Origin of the sequence: Superficieibacter sp. HKU1 (genome assembly GCF_029319185.1) — a bacterium.
GTDB lineage: Bacteria > Pseudomonadota > Gammaproteobacteria > Enterobacterales > Enterobacteriaceae > Superficieibacter.
Map to the genome: position 1 here is coordinate 4,094,410 of NZ_CP119754.1, position 17,753 is coordinate 4,112,162.

Here is a 17,753-nt window from a genome sequence, read left to right on the forward strand (position 1 = left end):
CTCCTTATTTCAGTGACAGCGACATACCCTGCAGGAAATATTTCCGGAACAGAATAAACAGGATAATGATCGGCAGCATCTGCACCACCGCGCCCGCCAGTACCGGTCCCAGATAAATGCCGTAGGATTTGCTAAACGTTGCCAGCAGCACGGAGAACGGCATTTTATCCGCCTCGCGCATCACGATCAGCGGCCAGAGGAAGTTGTCCCACGAGCTTGAGAAGGTGAACAGCGCGACAATCGCCAGAATGGCCTTATTCAACGGCATCATGACGTGGCGCAGAATCCCCCACAGGCTGGCATGATCGAGGCGAGCGGCATAAAGATAATCATTCGGCGTGCCCTTAAAGCTCTGCGACACCATAAAGATCCCCCAGGCGCTCATCGCATAGGGCAGGATCATTGCGCTGTAGCTGTTGATTAACCCCAGTTCCCGCATCAGAACGAACTGCGGAATAATGAACATAAAGGCCGGAAATACCATCTGCACGATTAACAAATTTTTAAACGCATTCCTGCCGCGAAACTCCGTTTTTGCCACCGCGTAGCCCACCAGCATTGACGTGACGGTCACACAGGCGGTAATAGTGAGTGAAACAAATAACGAGTTAAACAAAGTGCGTAAAAAAGGTTTATCCGCCCGGTTGCTGTTATCAAACAGGAACGTGTAATTGTCGAACGACAAATGCCCGGAAAATAGCGACGTCGTGTAGATCTCCGCCGTCGGTTTTAACGAAGCAATGATCATCCAGATAAACGGATAAAGCCAGGTGAGTGCCAGTAATAACATGGCGACGTGGATTATCAGACTTAGCGGCGTGAGTTTTTTCATTCACACGATCTCTATATTTTTTTCAAACAGTTTTCTGAACAGCCAGATAATGAGGAAGCTGCACGCTGCCACAATAATTGACATCGCCGCCGCCCAGGTGGGCTTCATTTTCTGGAAGGCCATTTCGTACATCACCACCATTGGGCTGGTCGTGCTGTCCAGCGGACCGCCGCCGGTGATGAGATACGGCTCGGTGAAAATGCTGAAGGCGACGGTAATCGCCAGCACCATGACCATCACTATTTGCGCGTTCATCATCGGCAGAGTAATCGCCCAGCCCTGTTTAAAGCGTCCGGTTTTATCCAGCAGCGCCGCGCTGTAGATATCGCCAGGAATCGCCTGCATCCCGGAATAAAGGATCAGCCCGTAATAGCCAACGAATTTCCAGGTCACACTCAGGGCGATAGATAACATGGCGCAATCCGGGTTGGTAAACCACGGGACCGAGACGCCAAACCACTGCTGCAAGAAATGATTTACCGGCCCAAATTCGCTGAATAATTTCGAGAAGACGATAGAGTACGCCACGCCGGAAGAAATATTCGCCAGCAAAAAACTGAGGGCGATAAAACCCTTGCCGTATTTAATACGTTTCAGGCCCGCAGCAAAAAGCAGCGAGGCGAGAAAAACGATCGGCAGGTAATACAGCAGGAAACGACCCACGTTGAGCATCGATTTCCAGAACAACGTATCGTGCATCACGCCGATAATATTTTGTAAGCCGGTAAATTTCGGCGTACCAATAAACTGCCACTGCGTTACGCTCAATACCACCAGCCAGGCCAGCGGGTAAAACCAGAATAACAGCGAGTACCCTATCCATGAGGAGGCCAGAAGGCCTCCGGTACGTGAATCATATCCTGCCATAGATCCCTCTTATTTTTTCAGCAGGCCGTCAATTTCCGTGGCAGACTGCTTAAGCGCTTCCGTAGAGTCCGTATGCTTAAAGATCACCTGTTCAAGCATTTGCGTCATACTGCGCTGGATTTCCGTGGTCTGGGTCGTGGCAACCGGCGGCAGCGCGACATCAACGTAAGAGGCAATCTCTTTTTCCAGCGGGTTTTTCGCAAAGTAATCAACAAAGATCGGGTTAGTCATCAGGTCAGAGCGTGCGGGCGGCATGCCGGTGGTTTCAAGCCAGGTCAGATCGTGCTCGGCTTTGCCATAAACCCATTGGATAAAGGCCCAGGCGTCGGTTTTATGTTTACTGGTGCTGAAAATGACCAGCCCTTTACTGTCGCCAAACGTGTGCGGATGCGCGGTGCCCTGCTGCGTCAGCATTGGACCGATTTTGATGCTCTTGAGGATTTCGGGATATTGCTTACGATAGCGAGCGATGTCCCACGGGCCGCGCGCAGACGCCAGCACCTGTCCGGTCGCCAGCGGATCGTCAGCGGCGGTAAAGTCATAGCTGCTCCAGTTGTTAGCGAAAACTTTGCCCATAAAATTCAAAACGGCAACGCCAGCATCATCGTTAAACTGGGCTCTATCGTCGGCAACATAGCTTTTGCCGCCGCTTTGCGCATAGTACAGCGGGATCAGATCAAACCAGCGTTCCCACCAGTTTTTCCCGGCGGTCATCTGGATCACATAGCCTTTGTTATCCGCGGTGCGTTTTTCTGCCAGCGAATACAGCTCGTCATAGGTGGTCGGCACATGATCCACGCCGTACTGTTGCAGCAGATCGCCACGCCACCACCAGACGATAGGATTCACATAAAGCGGTAAAACGTTTTGCTGCCCCTGCAGTTTCCACGCGGGCAGAAGCGCTTCCATATGTCGATTTTTTACCAGTTCGTCATAGCCTGGCATTTTGGAGAGATCTTCCAGCTGGCCGACCTCCACCAGTTGACTGGCGAAGCCGATAAAGACATTGCTGGAAAGGTCTGGTTCGGTCCCGGAAGCCAGCGCGTTCATGATCGCTTCTTCAGAACTGCTTGCCGCCGGGATAGCGGTGAATTCAACGGGGGTATGAGACGGGTTCTGGTTCCACTCCTTCACCATCGTGTTCCAGAAGGCCTCTTCATTTTCATTCGGGGCAACCCACATTTTGATAGGGGTTTTCGCCCCCTCGCTGGCAGCGGGTTTTTCATCCGGTCCGCAACCTGCGATACATAGACTGAGAAGTGCCGAAGCCGTCCATTTAGCTACTGTTGCAACTTTCACAATTAATCTCCCTGACTCTGAGTAAGAGGTGTTCCTGATTCTTCCTGCGCTTTAGAACGTTGCGTAAGCTAACACCAGTTTTTTATGTTTAACGTTAAACACGTCACATTTTGCTTTTTGTTTAACGTTAAACTGAGCAACCGTGATTTCAGACAAACTGATAGCAACCATTATTGGCATATAATGTTAAAGAAATGAAAAATAAAGATAAAATTACGACGAAGTCACTGGCACAGGCGTTGGGAATTTCTCATACCACCGTCTCAAATGCCTGGAATAACCCGGAGAAGCTTTCTACCGATTTACGCAACCGAATTCTGAGCTACGCTGAAGACGTCGGCTTTAACGGCCCGGATAAACTGGCGCGGGCGCTGCGTACCGGTAAGTCGGACACGATTGGCGTCATTTTCAATGACTCAATGAGCTATGTGTTTATCGATCCGCACGATATCAGTCTGATGCGAGGGATTGCCACCCAGTGCGAAAAGCTGGATAAGAATCTGGTGCTGATCCCGCTGCGTAAGCGTCAGCAGGCGGAAATCGCGCCGATTACGACGCTCGTGGACGGCTACATCCTCAATGCCACCCACAATAACGAAGCGGTCATTCAGCAGACGCTGGCGCGTCAGCTTCCCGTGGTAACGCTGGATTTTCGCCTGCCGCAATACAGCAGCGTGTCGATTGATAACGCGGGTGCAATGGCGGAAATCACCCGCTATTTGATCGACAAGGGGCATCGCTGTTTTGGCATTATCTCCTTCTCCGCCAGTAAAAACTCGCGGGGTATGCGTGACCTGAGCCTGCCGGTCACCGGCGACAACCTGGTCATGGTCACCCGCGTCAATGCCTGCCGGGACACCTTTATTGCGCATGATATTGCTCCTGCGACCTGCTGGCTGTACGAAACCCGTCACGATGAAGCGCACGGCGCGCAGGCCGCAAAGTCGCTGCTTACCGCACATCCTGACATTACCGCATTGATTTGCCTCTCTGACCGCTTTGCGCTGGGCGCGATCCGCCACTGCCAGCAGCACGGTATTGCCGTTCCGCAGCAGCTGGCGATAACCGGTTTCGATAACTTAACCCTCGATACCGACGGCCCGACGCTGACAACCATCGCCCAGGATGCGGTGAAAAAGGGCGAAGTTGCGGTTGAACTTCTGTTACAAAACGGGCCGATTACCCATTACGAACTGGAGCACCAGCTCATTATTCGGGAGTCGGCCTGAGTTAATCCCACCACTAAAGAGCAGATTATGGATGAACTGAACTGTTTTAAAGCCTATGACATTCGCGGTGAAATCGGCGTGACGCTGACACCGGAGATCGCTTTTCGTATCGGACGCGCTTACGCGACCTGGCTCCAGCCTCGCCGGGTAGTGATAGGTGCCGATGTACGTCTGAGCTCCGATGAACTTAAAGCTTCGCTGGCGGAAGGGTTGATCCTCAGCGGCGCTGACGTGATTGACCTCGGGCAAACCGGGACAGAGGAAATATACTTTGCCACCCGCGAGCTGAAAGCGGATGGCGGGATTCAGATCACTGCCAGCCACAATCCCGCGCAGTACAACGGCATGAAGCTGGTGCGCGAAGACGCCCGCCCCATCAGTAACGACAACGGCCTGCTGGAGATTAAGCGGCTCGCCGAACGCAATCAGTGGCAGCACAGCGAACGCCGCGGCAGCCTGCACAGCATTGATCATCGCCCGGCCTGGGCCGCTCATCTGCTGCAGTATCTCCCGCATAACCCTCAGCGCACGCTGCGCGTGGTGGTCAATGCCGGGCATGGTACGGCAGGTCCGGCGCTGGACGCCATTGATGCCGCGCTGCGCGCCCGGGGTATTGAAATCGACTTTATTCGTATCCACCACCATCCCGACGGCCACTTTCCGGCTGGCGTACCGAATCCGATGCTGGAAGAAAATCGCCGCGTCACCTGCGAGGCGGTACTGGCTCATCATGCCGATGTCGGCGTGGCATGGGACGGCGATTTCGACCGCTGTTTTTTCTTTGATGAACGCGGCGAATTTATCGAAAGCTATTATCTGGTTGGCCTGTTTGCCCGTCATTTTCTACGGCAGGCGCCTGGCAGTACGATCCTTCTCGATCCGCGCCTCACCTGGAACACGCTGGATACCCTCGCACGCGACGGCGGTCGCGCGGTGATCAGTAAAACCGGCCACGCGTTTATCAAAGCCAGAATGCGGGAAGAGAATGCAATTTACGGCGGCGAGATGAGTGGGCACCACTATTTCCGCGATTTTGGCTACTGCGACAGCGGCATGATCCCGCTGATGTTAATGCTCAACATTCTCGGCCAGAGCAGTGAACCGCTCTCCCGCTACGTTCAGGCGGCGCTGGAACGCTACCCCGTTTCCGGCGAAATTAACCTGACCGTCGCGTCGCCTGCAAAGGTACTGGAGAGCATCGCTGCACATTATGCTTCCCACGCGGCTTCGCGTAGCGATGTGGATGGATTAAGCATGGACTTTGCCGACTGGCGCTTTAATGTGCGCGCGTCTAATACCGAGCCGTTGTTAAGACTGAATGTCGAAACACGCGGCAACCCCGCGCTGCTTGCGCAAAAAACCGAAGAACTCCAGCAACTTATCAACCTGAGCCAGCACTAAGAAAGGATGCAACATGACGGCCCTCACCTTACGTAACATTCATAAGAAATACGATAAATCGACCATTATTGAAAACCTGTCGCTGGATATCGCCTCCGGTGAATTTATCGTTCTCGTTGGTCCTTCCGGCTGCGGTAAATCGACCCTGCTGCGGATTATCGCCGGGCTGGAATTGCCCAACAGCGGAACGCTAATGATGGGTGAAAAAGATGTCACCCAACTGGCGGCGGGCAAGCGTAATCTCTCGATGGTCTTTCAGTCCTACGCGCTCTATCCGCATATGACCGTGCGGGAAAACCTGGCGTTTGGATTAAAAAACATCAAAACGCCCACTGAAGAAATTGATAAACGCATCCAGCAGGCGTCGCGAATGCTGAAGCTGGAAGAGATGCTGGATCGACTGCCGCAAAACCTCTCCGGCGGCCAGCGCCAGCGGGTGGCGATTGGCCGCTCTATCGTCCAGCAGCCGGAACTGTTTTTGTTCGATGAACCGCTGTCGAACCTTGACGCCGCCCTGCGCGTGGAAATGCGCCAGGAGATCCAGCAACTGCATAATACGTTGCACAACACCATGGTCTATGTGACGCACGATCAGGTGGAAGCCATGACGCTCGCGGATCGCATCGTGGTGCTCTACAAAGGCAAAATTGAACAGGTCGGGACGCCGCTGGAGCTCTATAACACGCCCGCTAACCTGTTCGTGGCCGAGTTTATCGGCACGCCGAAAATCAACGTTCTGCCCGCCGTATGGCGCGGAGGCGCACTGCGGATCACCGATAATTTAACGTTGCCATTAAGCCGCGCGCCGCAGGGCGTGCAGGAGGGAGACAAGCTGTTCGTCGCGCTGCGGCCAGAGCATTTACAGTATGAGGGCGAAGGCGAGTTCACGCTGACGGCGCGCACGCGACTGTGCGAGTTGCAGGGGGATTCCACGCTGGTATGGCTGGATCTGGATGGTCACCCGATTTGCCTGAAATCGTTCCGCCAGTTGAGCTTTACGCAGGGAACGGTACTTAACCTGTCGATTGCTGAGCAGCATCTGCACCTGTTTGATAGCCTGGGGAAACGGCTGCCCTGAGGCGCTGGCATCGGCAGGTTGACTGCATCTGTCTGGCATCCTGGCCGTGTTGCCCGGTGGCGCAAGCTTACCGGGCCTACGAATATGATGTAAATCGCTGATATTTTGGATTTTGTAGGCTGGGTAAGGCGAAGCCGCCACCCGGCATTATGCCGGTATCGGTATCAGCACCGTACCCCGGATGCCCGGTGGCGCAAGCTTACCGGGCCTGTGAGATCGATGATTAACAAACGTTCACCCACGTGTAGGCCGGGCAAGGCGAAGCCGCCGCCCGGCATTGCCGCACTGAAGCCCCCCTCAATCAGCGATCTTTGAATCCCATCACAATCACCACACAGATCTTTTCCCTTTTTCGCTGCGCCCGCTAAATTAGTAACTCATCCGACCACATAACAATAATTTTACATACTGGACGCAATTATGAGCTACCCGTCGCTGTTCACTCCGCTCGATCTGGGCTTTACCACCCTGAAAAATCGGGTATTAATGGGCTCCATGCATACCGGTCTGGAAGAGCGTCCTGATGGCCCGGAAAGACTGGCCGCGTTTTATGCCGAACGCGCCCGCCACGGGGTAGCGCTGATCGTCACCGGCGGCGTCGCCCCGGCGCTCTCCGGTGTGACGATGCAGGGCGGCGCGGCATTAACCGATGCCGGCCAGCTTTCGCACCACCGCCCGATCACCGATGCGGTCCACCAGGCAGGTGGCAAAATCGCCCTGCAAATCCTGCACACCGGACGCTATAGCTACCAGCCACACCTTGTTGCCCCCTCTCCTCTTCAGGCGCCGATTAATCGGTTTGCACCGCGCGAACTCACCCATGGCGAGATCCTGGCGCTGATTGACGATTTTGCCCGCTGCGCCGCTCTGGCGCGTGAAGCCGGATACGACGGTGTGGAGGTGATGGGTTCCGAAGGTTACCTGATTAACGAATTCCTTGCGGCGCGCACCAACCAGCGTGATGACGAATGGGGAGGCGATTACGCCCGGCGGATGCGTTTTGCCGTTGACGTGGTGCGCGCCGTTCGCGCCCGCGTCGGCGAGGCGTTTATTATTATCTATCGCCTGTCGATGCTCGATCTGGTGGAAAACGGCGGCACGCTGGTGGAAACCATCCAGTTAGCGCAGGCAATTGAAGCGGCGGGCGCAACCCTCATCAACACCGGTATTGGCTGGCATGAAGCGCGTATCCCGACCATTGCCACGCCGGTGCCACGCGGGGCGTTTAGCTGGGTGACGCGCAAGCTGAAGGGCAAAGTCACGATCCCGCTGATTACCACCAACCGTATCAACGATCCGCAGGTGGCAGAAGAGATCCTCACGCGCGGCGATGCGGATATGGTCTCCATGGCGCGCCCGTTTCTCGCCGATGCGGCGATCCTCTCCAAAGCCCGGGCCGGTCGGGCGAATGAGATCAACACCTGCATCGGCTGCAATCAGGCCTGTCTGGATCAGATCTTCGCGGGCGAAGTCACCTCCTGTCTGGTCAACCCCCGCGCCTGCCATGAGACGTTAATGCCCGTCGTTCCCGCGCTCAGGAAGAAAAACCTGGCGGTGATCGGCGCGGGTCCGGCGGGCCTCGCCTTTGCGGTTAACGCCGCCGCGCGCGGGCACCGCGTGACGCTCTTTGATGCGCAGGGCGAGATCGGCGGTCAGTTTAACGTAGCCAAACAGATCCCCGGCAAAGAAGAATTCTATGAAACGCTGCGCTATTACCGACGGATGATCGACATAACTGGCGTTGCCCTGGAGCTCAATCATTTCGCCACAACAGAGCAGCTTAATGTATTTGATGAAGTGATCCTCGCCAGCGGCATTGAACCCCGGATGCCGCCGATCGATGGCATCGATCACCCGACGGTACTGACTTATCTTGAGGTACTGCGTGACAAAGCCCCGGTTGGCGAACGGGTGGCGATTATTGGCTGCGGCGGGATCGGCTTTGACACTGCAATGTACCTGAGCCAGCCCGGCGATCCCACCAGCCAGAACATTGCTGAGTTCTGCGTCGAATGGGGAATCGACACCAGTCTGCATCAAATCGGCGGCCTGCGCCCGGAAGGTCCGCAGTTGCCAAAAAGCCCGCGCCAGATCGTGATGCTTCAGCGTAAAGCCAGTAAACCGGGTGAAGGTCTGGGGAAAACCACCGGCTGGATCCACCGCGCCACCCTGCTGGCGCGCGGCGTGAAGATGATCCCGTCCGTCAGTTATCAGAAGATCGACGACGACGGATTACACGTCCTGATCGGCGGTGAACCGCAGGTGCTGAAGGTGGACAATGTTGTGATCTGCGCCGGGCAGGAGCCGCGTCGCGATCTGGCTGAACCGCTGCGGGCAATGGGTAAGACGGTGCACCTCATCGGCGGCTGCGACGTGGCGCTGGAACTGGATGCCCGACGCGCCATTGCGCAGGGCACCCGGCTGGCGCTGGAGATTTAGCGGCGGCGTCCCAGTTTCACCGCTTTCAGCACCACAAACTTGCTGTTCGTCGCGATGGTCTCGCAGTTGCCGAAAATCTTTTTCAGCTTGTGGAAATAATCGAGATGGCGGTTGGCGACAATATACAACATGCCGTTGATCTTCAGGCAGCGGCGCGCATGATGGAACATCTCCCACGCGATGTTATCCGTCAGCGCATGCTGCTGGTGGAACGGCGGGTTGCACAGTACGGCGTTGAAGCGGAACGGCTCCACGCCGGAAAGGGCGTTGTTGATCATAAACTCACAGCGATCCAGCGCATCCGGCATGTTGGTTTCGACGTTCAGGCGGCTTGACGCCACCGCCATCGGCGATTCATCGACAAACACCACCGTTGCTTCGGGGTTTTTATCCAGCAGCGTCAGGCCAATCACGCCATTGCCGCAGCCCAGATCGACAATTTCACCGTCCAGATTTTCCGGCAGATGCTGCATAAAGAAGCGCGCACCGATATCCAGCCCGGTACGGGAGAAGACGTTAGCGTGGTTATGGATGGTCCACGGCGTGCCTTCCAGCGCCCAGTTCAGGGTTTGCGGCGCGTCGGCCACGGCTGGTGCAGTAAAGGTACAGTTGATCAGACGCGCTTTTTTCCACGCCAGCGTGGTTTTTGTCGGCCCGAGGATTTTTTCGAATAAATCCAGCGTGGAGTTATGAATATCCCGCGCTTTGGCCCCGGCAATAATCCGCGTTTCAGCGGTCGCCACCAGGCGCAGAGCGCGGAGCTGCTGCTCCAGTAAGGCCAGCGTTTTCGGGATCTTAATCAGTACCACGCCCGGCGCCTGCGGGTATGGCGCGGTGCTGTCGAGGAAGGTAACGTTGCCCTCTTCGATTTCATTGTGGCGCAAGTTTTCTCGCGTACCGAGTTCGCTTAAATACGAATCACCAATGCTGAACGGCTTATGTTCCGCCAGCGCGCAGCTCAGCGCGCCAAAGGTATCGTTAAAGATCAGGACCGGGCCGCTGATGACGGTATCGTCCAACTGTTGCAGCAGATATTCATCCGCCGCTTCCCACGCCTGCAGCGGGTTGACGTCATCCGTTTCGGGGAAGCGTTTAAGATCCAGTGAACGGAAACCGTTGTCTATGTGGCTCATCGGCCCTCCAGAATGGTAAAATTTCGGTGTTATCCCTAAAAGGGTGCGTGAGTATACTCTTTTTTACTGGCAGCGTGGGGCATTGATGAGCAATCTTAACTATCTACAGGGCTATCCGGAAAACCTGCTTTCCCAGGTCCGCACGCTTATTGCTGAACAGCGGCTCGGCGAGGTGCTACAAAAGCGCTACCCTGACACCCATGAGATCACGACCGACAAAGCGCTCTGGCAATATACCCAGGATCTGAAAAGTCAGTATCTGCGTAGCGCCCCGCCGATCAATAAAGTGATGTATGACAATAAGATCCACGTGTTGAACAACGCCCTCGGCCTGCATACGGCGATTTCACGCGTGCAGGGTGGAAAGCTGAAAGCCAAAGCCGAAATCCGCGTTGCCACCGTGTTTCGCAACGCGCCGCAAGCGTTCCTGCGGATGATCGTGGTGCATGAACTGGCGCATCTTAAAGAGAAAGAACATAACAAAGCGTTTTATCAGCTCTGCTGCCATATGGAGCCGCAATATCACCAGCTGGAGTTTGATACCCGCCTGTGGCTGACGCATCTGGCGCAGCCATGAATCCGAAAACGGAATTGATTTTAATCTTCTGCGTGTGTTTTGCGTATTCCAGTTTATTCTTTGTCGCAGGGAATCATAAGGAATGAACAATGCACGCAAGACGGATAGCTACAGCACTCTCTCATTTTATTTTTAACCGCTATTTTTTTATTCTGCTGCTGCTGGCGATCATCGCGGCGGCAGGGCTGATGCTTTACGCCAGTCACACGATGATCGCCTCCACGCAGGGGCGGCTTTACGATCGGGTTGACAACCTTCCTGCCCGTAAACTGGCGCTGGTGCTCGGCGCAAAGCCCGGCAACCGCTACTTTACCCGACGTATTGACGCCGCTGCCGAGCTCTATAAAGCGGGTAAGGTCAAATGGCTGCTGGTAAGCGGCGATAACGGCAAAGTACATTATGACGAACCTTCTGCGATGCGTAAGGCACTGCTCGCGAAAGGCGTTCCTTCAGAAGCGATCTACTGCGATTACGCTGGTTTCTCTACACTCGACTCCGTTGTCCGCACGCAAAAAGTTTTCGGTGAAAATCGTTTTATCGTTGTCTCCCAGCAGTTTCATAACCAGCGGGCGATTTGGCTGGCGCAGCAGTATGGTATTGATGCCATTGTCTTTAACGCGAAGGATTTAACCGACAGGCACGGCAGATATACCCAAATGCGGGAGAAACTGGCGCGAGTCAGCGCGGTACTGGATGCCAACATATTGCACCGCCAGCCAAAATATCTTGGTCCAACCGTCACGATTGGTTCCGACGCTAAAAGCGGCTGTCCCGTCCAGTAAATCGGGATGGATATAACGTTATGCGCTATGGCGCACTCGTTTTGTCATGTCGCCATGCTACATTGGCGGCAGGTTCTCACAATGGAGTACATATTCGTTTATGATACGTTTCGCAGTCATTGGCACAAACTGGATCACCCGTCAGTTTGTCGATGCCGCCCATGAAACCGGTAAATACACGTTAACCGCGGTTTACTCGCGCAGCCTTGAGCAGGCGCAGCATTTCGCCAGTGATTATCCGGTGGATCACCTGTTTACCTCGCTGGAAGAAATGGCGAACAGCGACGCTTTTGACGCGGTGTATATCGCCAGCCCAAACTCCCTGCACTTCCCGCAAACGCGCTTATTCCTCAGCCACAAAAAACACGTCATTTGTGAAAAGCCGCTGGCGTCTAATCTGCGTGAAGTGGAGGAAGCTATCGCCGTGGCGCGGGAGAACCAGGTGGTGCTGTTTGAAGCGTTCAAAACCGCCAGCCTGCCTAACTTCCTGCTGCTGCAACAGTCGCTGCCGAAACTGGGCAAAATCCGCAAGGCGTTTATTAACTACTGTCAGTACTCTTCCCGCTACCAGCGCTACCTGGACGGTGAGAACCCGAATACCTTTAATCCGGCGTTTTCTAACGGATCGATTATGGATATCGGTTTTTACTGTCTGGCGTCAGCGGTCGCGCTGTGGGGCGAACCGCACAGCGTTCAGGCGTCGGCCAGTCTGCTGGAAAGCGGCGTGGATGCCCACGGTACGGTGGTCATGAACTACGGTGATTTTGACGTCACGCTGCATCATTCAAAGGTGAGTGACTCTGTGCTGGCGAGCGAAATTCAGGGCGAAAATGGATCGCTGGTGATCGAAAAAATCTCCGAGTGTCAGAACGTGGCATTTGTACCGCGCGGTGGCAAAGCGCAGGATCTGACGCAGCCGCAGCACATCAATACCATGCTGTACGAGGCTGAAGTTTTTGCGCGCCTGGTGGAGACCGGTGAGGTGAATCATCCGGGGCTGGCGGTCAGTCGAACCACATCGACATTGCAGACGGAAATCCGTCGTCAGACCGGGGTTGTCTTTCCGGCGGATGATATCAATGCGCAGGCGACCGCGTAAAACTGTGTAAAAGGCAGGTGGCAAGGCATTGACCAGGTGAATGCTCTGTCATAATTTGTTACCTGCAAAGGGGAGTAACTTCATTGCCGGTAGATCGTCATTACGATGCGGAAATCCGTATCCGGTCACCGGGCAACTTATGTTGCGCTGACGTCTGCCGGATGGCGCTTCGCTTATCCGGCCTACAAAACGCAGATCCGCCAGGCATAGCGCCAGCCGGTCTCTATTACGTAGGTCCGATAAGCATAGCGCCATCGGGCAGGCAAACAGCGCAGGCTGAAGTTGTAAGTGAGACCTTGCCGGAAGGCGAGGTCTATGCATAAACGCGCAGCGGCTGACGTCTTCTGACCTCAGCCGTTTTTGTTTTTATGCGTAAGGAGTTGCTCTATGAATACTGTCGGCACACCGTTGTTATGGGGCGGATTCGCGGTTGTCGTGGTGATTATGCTGGCCATCGATCTCCTGTTACAGGGGCGGCGCGGCGCGCACACCATGTCAATGAAACAGGCCGCCGTCTGGTCTCTGGTCTGGGTCACTCTTTCCCTGCTGTTTAATGCCGCGTTCTGGTGGTATCTCGCCACTACGCAAGGGCGTGCCGTTGCCGATCCGCAGGCGCTGGCGTTTCTTACCGGGTACCTGATCGAAAAAGCCCTGGCGGTGGATAACGTCTTCGTCTGGCTGATGCTGTTCAGCTATTTTGCCGTGCCCGCCGCGCTACAGCGTCGCGTGCTGATCTACGGCGTTCTCGGGGCGATCGTCCTGCGTACCATCATGATCTTCGCTGGCAGCTGGCTGATCGCTCAGTTTGACTGGCTGCTGTACGTCTTCGGTGCCTTTCTGCTGTTTACCGGGATCAAAATGGCGCTGGCGAAAGAAGACGAAAGCGGTATCGGCGAAAAACCGATGGTGCGCTGGCTACGCAGCCATTTACGCATGACGGATAAAATCGAGAGCGAGCATTTCTTCGTGCGCAAAAACGGTCTGCTGTTTGCCACGCCGCTGCTGCTGGTGCTGATTATGGTCGAACTCAGTGACGTGATTTTCGCAGTCGATAGCATCCCGGCTATCTTCGCGGTCACCACCGATCCCTTTATTGTCCTGACCTCAAACCTGTTCGCGATCCTCGGCCTGCGCGCGATGTACTTCCTGCTGGCGGGCGTGGCGGAACGCTTCTCAATGCTGAAATACGGGCTGTCGATCATTCTGGTATTTATCGGTATCAAGATGCTGATCGTCGACTTTTACCATATCCCGATTGCGGTCTCGCTGGGTATCGTGTTCGGCGTTCTGGTGGTCACGCTGCTGGTTAATGTGTGGGTAAACCGCCAGCACGATAAGAAACAGCTCATGCGATAGCGGGCTGTTTAACTAAGGAGCATCAGGCGATATGAATTTCACGCCCGGCAGAATTTGTCCGGGCTTTTTGTTTAATATGTCACATTATTGTTAAATAAAAGTTATAAAATATGATCCGCTCATAAAATCCAGCATATTTCGCTTCCCGAACATTGTTCTTTCCTTATACTCGACCAGGCAAACACTTTGTTACATCCTGAAAGATGCGCCATCAGAGCGCACAAAGGATGAGCAACAACATAATGAAAGGATCAAGAAATGACGACGCAACGTACTCCGGGGCTATTCCAGCGTTTAGCTCAAGGGAGCCTGGTTAAGCAAATTTTAGTAGGTCTTGTGCTGGGTATTTTACTGGCGTGGATTTCAACGCCAGCGGCGATTGCCGTCGGTTTACTGGGCACGCTGTTCGTCGGCGCGCTTAAGGCCGTCGCGCCAGTGCTGGTATTAATGCTGGTCATGGCATCCATTGCCAATCATCAGCACGGGCAAAAAACCTCGATTCGCCCGATTTTGTTCCTCTACCTGCTGGGGACCTTCTCCGCCGCGCTGGTCGCCGTGGTATTCAGTTTCGCTTTCCCATCAACGTTGCACCTGACCAGCAGCGCCAATGATATTGTGCCGCCGTCTGGTATCGTGGAAGTACTGCGCGGCTTGTTGCTGAGCATGGTCGCGAATCCGATCGATGCCCTGCTTAACGCAAACTATATCGGCATTCTTGTCTGGGCGGTTGGCCTGGGTTTTGCCCTGCGTCACGGTAACGAGACCACCAAAAATCTGGTCAATGATATGTCCAGCGCCGTCACCTTTATGGTACGTCTGGTTATTCGTTTTGCGCCGATTGGGATTTTTGGTCTGGTTTCATCAACCCTGGCCACCACCGGTTTTGCAACGCTGTGGGGCTACGCGCACCTGCTGGTGGTGCTGATCAGCTGTATGCTGCTGGTGGCGCTGGTGATTAACCCTCTGCTGGTGTTCTGGAAAATTCGGCGTAACCCCTACCCGCTGGTCTTTGCCTGCCTGCGTGAAAGCGGCGTTTACGCCTTCTTTACCCGCAGCTCTGCCGCCAATATTCCGGTCAATATGGCGCTGTGCGAGAAGCTGAATCTGGACCGCGATACCTATTCCGTCTCTATTCCGCTGGGCGCAACCATTAACATGGCAGGCGCGGCGATCACCATTACGGTGTTAACCCTGGCGGCAGTCAGCACGCTGGGTGTGCCGGTGGATCTGCCGACTGCATTGTTGCTGAGCGTGGTGGCGTCCCTGTGCGCCTGCGGAGCATCCGGCGTGGCGGGCGGCTCTTTGCTGCTCATTCCACTGGCGTGCAATATGTTTGGCATCCCCAATGATATCGCCATGCAGGTAGTGGCCGTCGGGTTTATTATCGGTGTCCTGCAGGATTCCTGTGAAACGGCGCTGAACTCCTCTACCGACGTGCTGTTCACCGCGGCGGCCTGCCAGGCGGAAGACGAACGTCTGGCGAACAACGCCCTGCGCAGTTAATAACGCAGCCTCTCCGTCACCGGGCGGAGGGGCTTTCTTCCTGTACGCGTTTTTCAATCTTAAACGGATCGATACCGCGTTTCTGCATCCGCCAGAAACGAATGATGTTCAGCCCGTTCATAATCAAGAAACTGCCTTCAATCAGCGTGCCGCCAATCGATCCGAGCCAGAAGTTATGCGCGACCCAGCAGGCGGTTGAGCACCACATCACGCAGCGGGTGGTCAATCCTTTGCAGCGGAACAGCGCCCAGGTACTGACGGTGGTGCCGATAATCGGCAGGAGTTCCATCGCATGATGCAGTTTGCTGAAGCCGAGGATCAGGGTCAGGGCAATAAACACGCTCATCACCCAGAGTCTGCGGGTGCGCAGGGAGATGACGGTGCGGATAGCGTTCAGTTCTGCGCTCATGCCCGCCGGGTAAGCGCCCATCAGGAAAAAGTGCAGCCCAATGACCGAACTGTAGACGGCGAGCTGAAGCTTGAAACGCCGCTCGTCACGGTTGATAAAGGTGGTGATACCAATCAGAAAGGCGATGACGCCGACGCCTTGGGCCAGCCAATACGCGGTCATGACAACATCCTTAGCGGATAGAGAAAAGAAAACGGCGCTTCATTATATGAAACGCCGTTTTAAAATGCTAACTACAAATAATTACAGCGTTACGCCACTTTTGAATATCGCCAGTTCGCGGAAATCGTTGCGCTCGTTACAGGCTTTTTTGCCGCTGGCAATGTCGACGATGGTATCGACGAATTCGCTCAGTAACTGCGGCATAGCTTTGCCATGAATAAGCTGTCCGGCGTCGAAATCAATCCAGTGCTTTTTCTTCGCCGCCAGTTCACTGTTGGTAGCGATTTTTACCGTCGGGACAAATCCACCGTAAGGCGTGCCGCGACCGGTACTGAACAGCACCATATGGCACCCTGCCCCGGCCAGCGCGCTGGTGGCTACGGCATCGTTGCCCGGCGCACTCAGCAGATTAAGACCGTGAGTTTTCAGACGTTCACCGTAGCGCAGCACGTCAACCACCTGGCTGGAACCGGCTTTCTGCGTGCAGCCCAGCGATTTATCCTCAAGCGTCGTGATGCCGCCCGCTTTGTTACCCGGCGACGGGTTTTCGTAAATCGGCTGATTATGGGCGATGAAATACTGTTTGAAATCGTTGACCATCGTCACCAGCTTTTCAAACGTCTCTTCGTCACGGCAGTGGCTCATCAGCAGTTGCTCAGCGCCGAACATCTCCGGTACTTCGGTCAGCACGGTCGTCCCGCCGTTGGCAATCACATAATCCGAGAAGCGTCCCAGCATCGGGTTGGCAGTGATCCCGGAAAGGCCGTCTGAACCGCCGCACTCCAGACCAAATTTCAGCTCACCCAGCCTGCCCGGCTCGCGCTTGTCGTGGCGCATCACCTCGTAAAGCTGATGCAGATGCTCCAGGCCCGCTTCAATTTCATCTTCCTGATGTTGCAGGACCATAAAATGCACGCGCTCAGGGTCGAAATCACCCAGCGTTTCGCGGAACACATCGACCTGGTTGTTTTCACAGCCGAGACCAACCACCAGCACCGCGCCCGCATTCGGGTGACGCACCATGTTTTGCAGCATGGTGCGGGTGTTGATGTGATCGTCGCCCAGTTGCGAACAGCCGTAGGTATGGCTGAAGAGGAAAACGCCGTCGGTGCCTTCCGCATCGTTGGTCTCTTTCAGGAAACGGTTCTGGATCTGCCGGGCAATGCCGTTAACGCAACCGACGGTCGGCAGGATCCACAGCTCGTTACGCACGCCAACGTCACCGTTGGCGCGACGGTAAATCTGAACTTCACGATCCGCAGGCTGTACTTCTTCAGCCTGAAAATCAGGTTGATAGCGATACTCGTCCAGATCGCTGAGGTTAGTGCGCGTGTTATGGGCGTGAATGTGTTCCCCTGGCGCAATATCCGTCAGCGCATGACCAATAGGCAGACCATATTTTGTGACGTTTTCCCCTTTCGCAATGGCGCTAAGGGCAAATTTGTGCCCGCGCACCACGTCCTGACGCAGCGTGACGGTTTGACCGTCAACGGTCACTTCGGTGCCGTTTTCCAGGTCAGCCAGCGCGACAGCGACGTTGTCCTGCGAATGGATCTTAATGTATTGCATATCAACCAACCTCAAGGC

15 protein-coding genes are annotated in these 17,753 nt (G+C 55.0%); 9 read left to right on the forward strand and 6 right to left on the reverse strand.

Annotated elements, in window-relative coordinates:
* Positions 1–4: 4 nt before the first annotated feature.
* The 3 genes from P0H77_RS19480 to P0H77_RS19490 are packed head-to-tail and all read right to left on the reverse strand — an operon-like array spanning position 5 to position 2,998.
* Positions 5–832: a carbohydrate ABC transporter permease gene (locus tag P0H77_RS19480; RefSeq protein WP_276158858.1), complete on the reverse strand. Its 828-nt coding sequence runs from the start codon at positions 830–832 to the stop codon at positions 5–7.
* Positions 833–1,699 (reverse strand): sugar ABC transporter permease, encoded by an 867-nt coding sequence (locus P0H77_RS19485; protein ID WP_276158859.1) that lies wholly within the window; start codon positions 1,697–1,699, stop codon positions 833–835.
* 9 nt (positions 1,700–1,708) lie between these two features.
* Complete coding sequence (locus tag P0H77_RS19490; protein ID WP_276158860.1) at positions 1,709–2,998, reverse strand: ABC transporter substrate-binding protein; 1,290 nt, start codon at positions 2,996–2,998, stop codon at positions 1,709–1,711.
* Positions 2,999–3,192: 194 nt separating this feature from the next.
* Between P0H77_RS19490 and P0H77_RS19495 the strand changes: the two genes are divergently transcribed.
* The 4 genes from P0H77_RS19495 to P0H77_RS19510 all read left to right on the forward strand — a co-directional run bounded on the left by P0H77_RS19495 (position 3,193) and on the right by P0H77_RS19510 (position 9,145).
* The gene (locus tag P0H77_RS19495) at positions 3,193–4,227 is read left to right on the forward strand and encodes a LacI family DNA-binding transcriptional regulator (protein ID WP_276158861.1); all 1,035 of its coding nucleotides are present in this window, start codon (positions 3,193–3,195) and stop codon (positions 4,225–4,227) included.
* Between the two features lie 27 nt (positions 4,228–4,254).
* Entirely contained in the window at positions 4,255–5,628 is a 1,374-nt protein-coding gene (locus tag P0H77_RS19500) for a phosphomannomutase CpsG (protein ID WP_276158862.1), read from the forward strand.
* Between the two features lie 13 nt (positions 5,629–5,641).
* A complete protein-coding gene (gene ugpC / locus P0H77_RS19505) occupies positions 5,642–6,706 on the forward strand; it encodes a sn-glycerol-3-phosphate ABC transporter ATP-binding protein UgpC (RefSeq protein ID WP_276158863.1) in 1,065 nt (354 codons plus the stop codon).
* 420 nt (positions 6,707–7,126) lie between these two features.
* Positions 7,127–9,145 carry an NADPH-dependent 2,4-dienoyl-CoA reductase gene (locus tag P0H77_RS19510; protein ID WP_276158864.1) on the forward strand — a complete coding sequence of 673 codons (2,019 nt, stop codon included), beginning with the start codon at positions 7,127–7,129 and terminating at the stop codon, positions 9,143–9,145.
* On the opposite strand, the gene rlmG is transcribed toward P0H77_RS19510, so the two are convergent.
* The gene (gene rlmG / locus P0H77_RS19515; RefSeq protein ID WP_276158865.1) at positions 9,142–10,278 is read right to left on the reverse strand and encodes a 23S rRNA (guanine(1835)-N(2))-methyltransferase RlmG; all 1,137 of its coding nucleotides are present in this window, start codon (positions 10,276–10,278) and stop codon (positions 9,142–9,144) included. The genes P0H77_RS19510 and rlmG overlap by 4 nt on opposite strands.
* Positions 10,279–10,363: 85 nt before the next feature.
* Here rlmG and P0H77_RS19520 point away from each other — a divergent pair, with 85 nt between their 5' ends.
* The 5 genes from P0H77_RS19520 (at position 10,364) to sstT (ending at position 15,595) form a co-directional block, all read left to right on the forward strand.
* Positions 10,364–10,855: a M48 family metallopeptidase gene (locus P0H77_RS19520; protein ID WP_276158866.1), complete on the forward strand. Its 492-nt coding sequence runs from the start codon at positions 10,364–10,366 to the stop codon at positions 10,853–10,855.
* An 89-nt stretch (positions 10,856–10,944) separates the two neighbouring features.
* A complete protein-coding gene (locus P0H77_RS19525) occupies positions 10,945–11,637 on the forward strand; it encodes an ElyC/SanA/YdcF family protein (RefSeq protein ID WP_346429440.1) in 693 nt (230 codons plus the stop codon).
* A gap of 100 nt (positions 11,638–11,737) precedes the next feature.
* On the forward strand, positions 11,738–12,736 hold the full coding sequence (locus P0H77_RS19530) for a Gfo/Idh/MocA family oxidoreductase (RefSeq protein WP_276158867.1): 999 nt from the start codon (positions 11,738–11,740) through the stop codon (positions 12,734–12,736).
* A gap of 387 nt (positions 12,737–13,123) precedes the next feature.
* A complete protein-coding gene (locus P0H77_RS19535) occupies positions 13,124–14,092 on the forward strand; it encodes a TerC family protein (protein WP_276158868.1) in 969 nt (322 codons plus the stop codon).
* Positions 14,093–14,350: 258 nt separating this feature from the next.
* On the forward strand, positions 14,351–15,595 hold the full coding sequence (gene sstT / locus P0H77_RS19540) for a serine/threonine transporter SstT (protein WP_276158869.1): 1,245 nt from the start codon (positions 14,351–14,353) through the stop codon (positions 15,593–15,595).
* Positions 15,596–15,611: 16 nt separating this feature from the next.
* Here sstT and P0H77_RS19545 read toward each other — a convergent pair whose 3' ends face one another.
* Entirely contained in the window at positions 15,612–16,166 is a 555-nt protein-coding gene (locus P0H77_RS19545; RefSeq protein WP_176919894.1) for a YgjV family protein, read from the reverse strand.
* A gap of 81 nt (positions 16,167–16,247) precedes the next feature.
* Positions 16,248–17,735, reverse strand: a complete 1,488-nt coding sequence (locus P0H77_RS19550; RefSeq protein WP_276158870.1) for an altronate dehydratase family protein — start codon at positions 17,733–17,735, stop codon at positions 16,248–16,250.
* Positions 17,736–17,753 lie beyond the last annotated feature (18 nt).

Coding starts and splice junctions, on each gene's coding strand:
- sstT (WP_276158869.1), top strand. CDS start 14,351: ATGACGACGCAACGTACTCCGGGGCTATTCCAGCGTTTAGCTCAAGGG.
- P0H77_RS19550 (WP_276158870.1), bottom strand. CDS start 17,735: ATGCAATACATTAAGATCCATTCGCAGGACAACGTCGCTGTCGCGCTG.
- P0H77_RS19525 (WP_346429440.1), top strand. CDS start 10,945: ATGCACGCAAGACGGATAGCTACAGCACTCTCTCATTTTATTTTTAAC.
- P0H77_RS19510 (WP_276158864.1), top strand. CDS start 7,127: ATGAGCTACCCGTCGCTGTTCACTCCGCTCGATCTGGGCTTTACCACC.
- P0H77_RS19520 (WP_276158866.1), top strand. CDS start 10,364: ATGAGCAATCTTAACTATCTACAGGGCTATCCGGAAAACCTGCTTTCC.
- P0H77_RS19485 (WP_276158859.1), bottom strand. CDS start 1,699: ATGGCAGGATATGATTCACGTACCGGAGGCCTTCTGGCCTCCTCATGG.
- rlmG (WP_276158865.1), bottom strand. CDS start 10,278: ATGAGCCACATAGACAACGGTTTCCGTTCACTGGATCTTAAACGCTTC.
- P0H77_RS19535 (WP_276158868.1), top strand. CDS start 13,124: ATGAATACTGTCGGCACACCGTTGTTATGGGGCGGATTCGCGGTTGTC.
- P0H77_RS19495 (WP_276158861.1), top strand. CDS start 3,193: ATGAAAAATAAAGATAAAATTACGACGAAGTCACTGGCACAGGCGTTG.
- P0H77_RS19530 (WP_276158867.1), top strand. CDS start 11,738: ATGATACGTTTCGCAGTCATTGGCACAAACTGGATCACCCGTCAGTTT.
- P0H77_RS19545 (WP_176919894.1), bottom strand. CDS start 16,166: ATGACCGCGTATTGGCTGGCCCAAGGCGTCGGCGTCATCGCCTTTCTG.
- P0H77_RS19480 (WP_276158858.1), bottom strand. CDS start 832: ATGAAAAAACTCACGCCGCTAAGTCTGATAATCCACGTCGCCATGTTA.
- P0H77_RS19500 (WP_276158862.1), top strand. CDS start 4,255: ATGGATGAACTGAACTGTTTTAAAGCCTATGACATTCGCGGTGAAATC.
- ugpC (WP_276158863.1), top strand. CDS start 5,642: ATGACGGCCCTCACCTTACGTAACATTCATAAGAAATACGATAAATCG.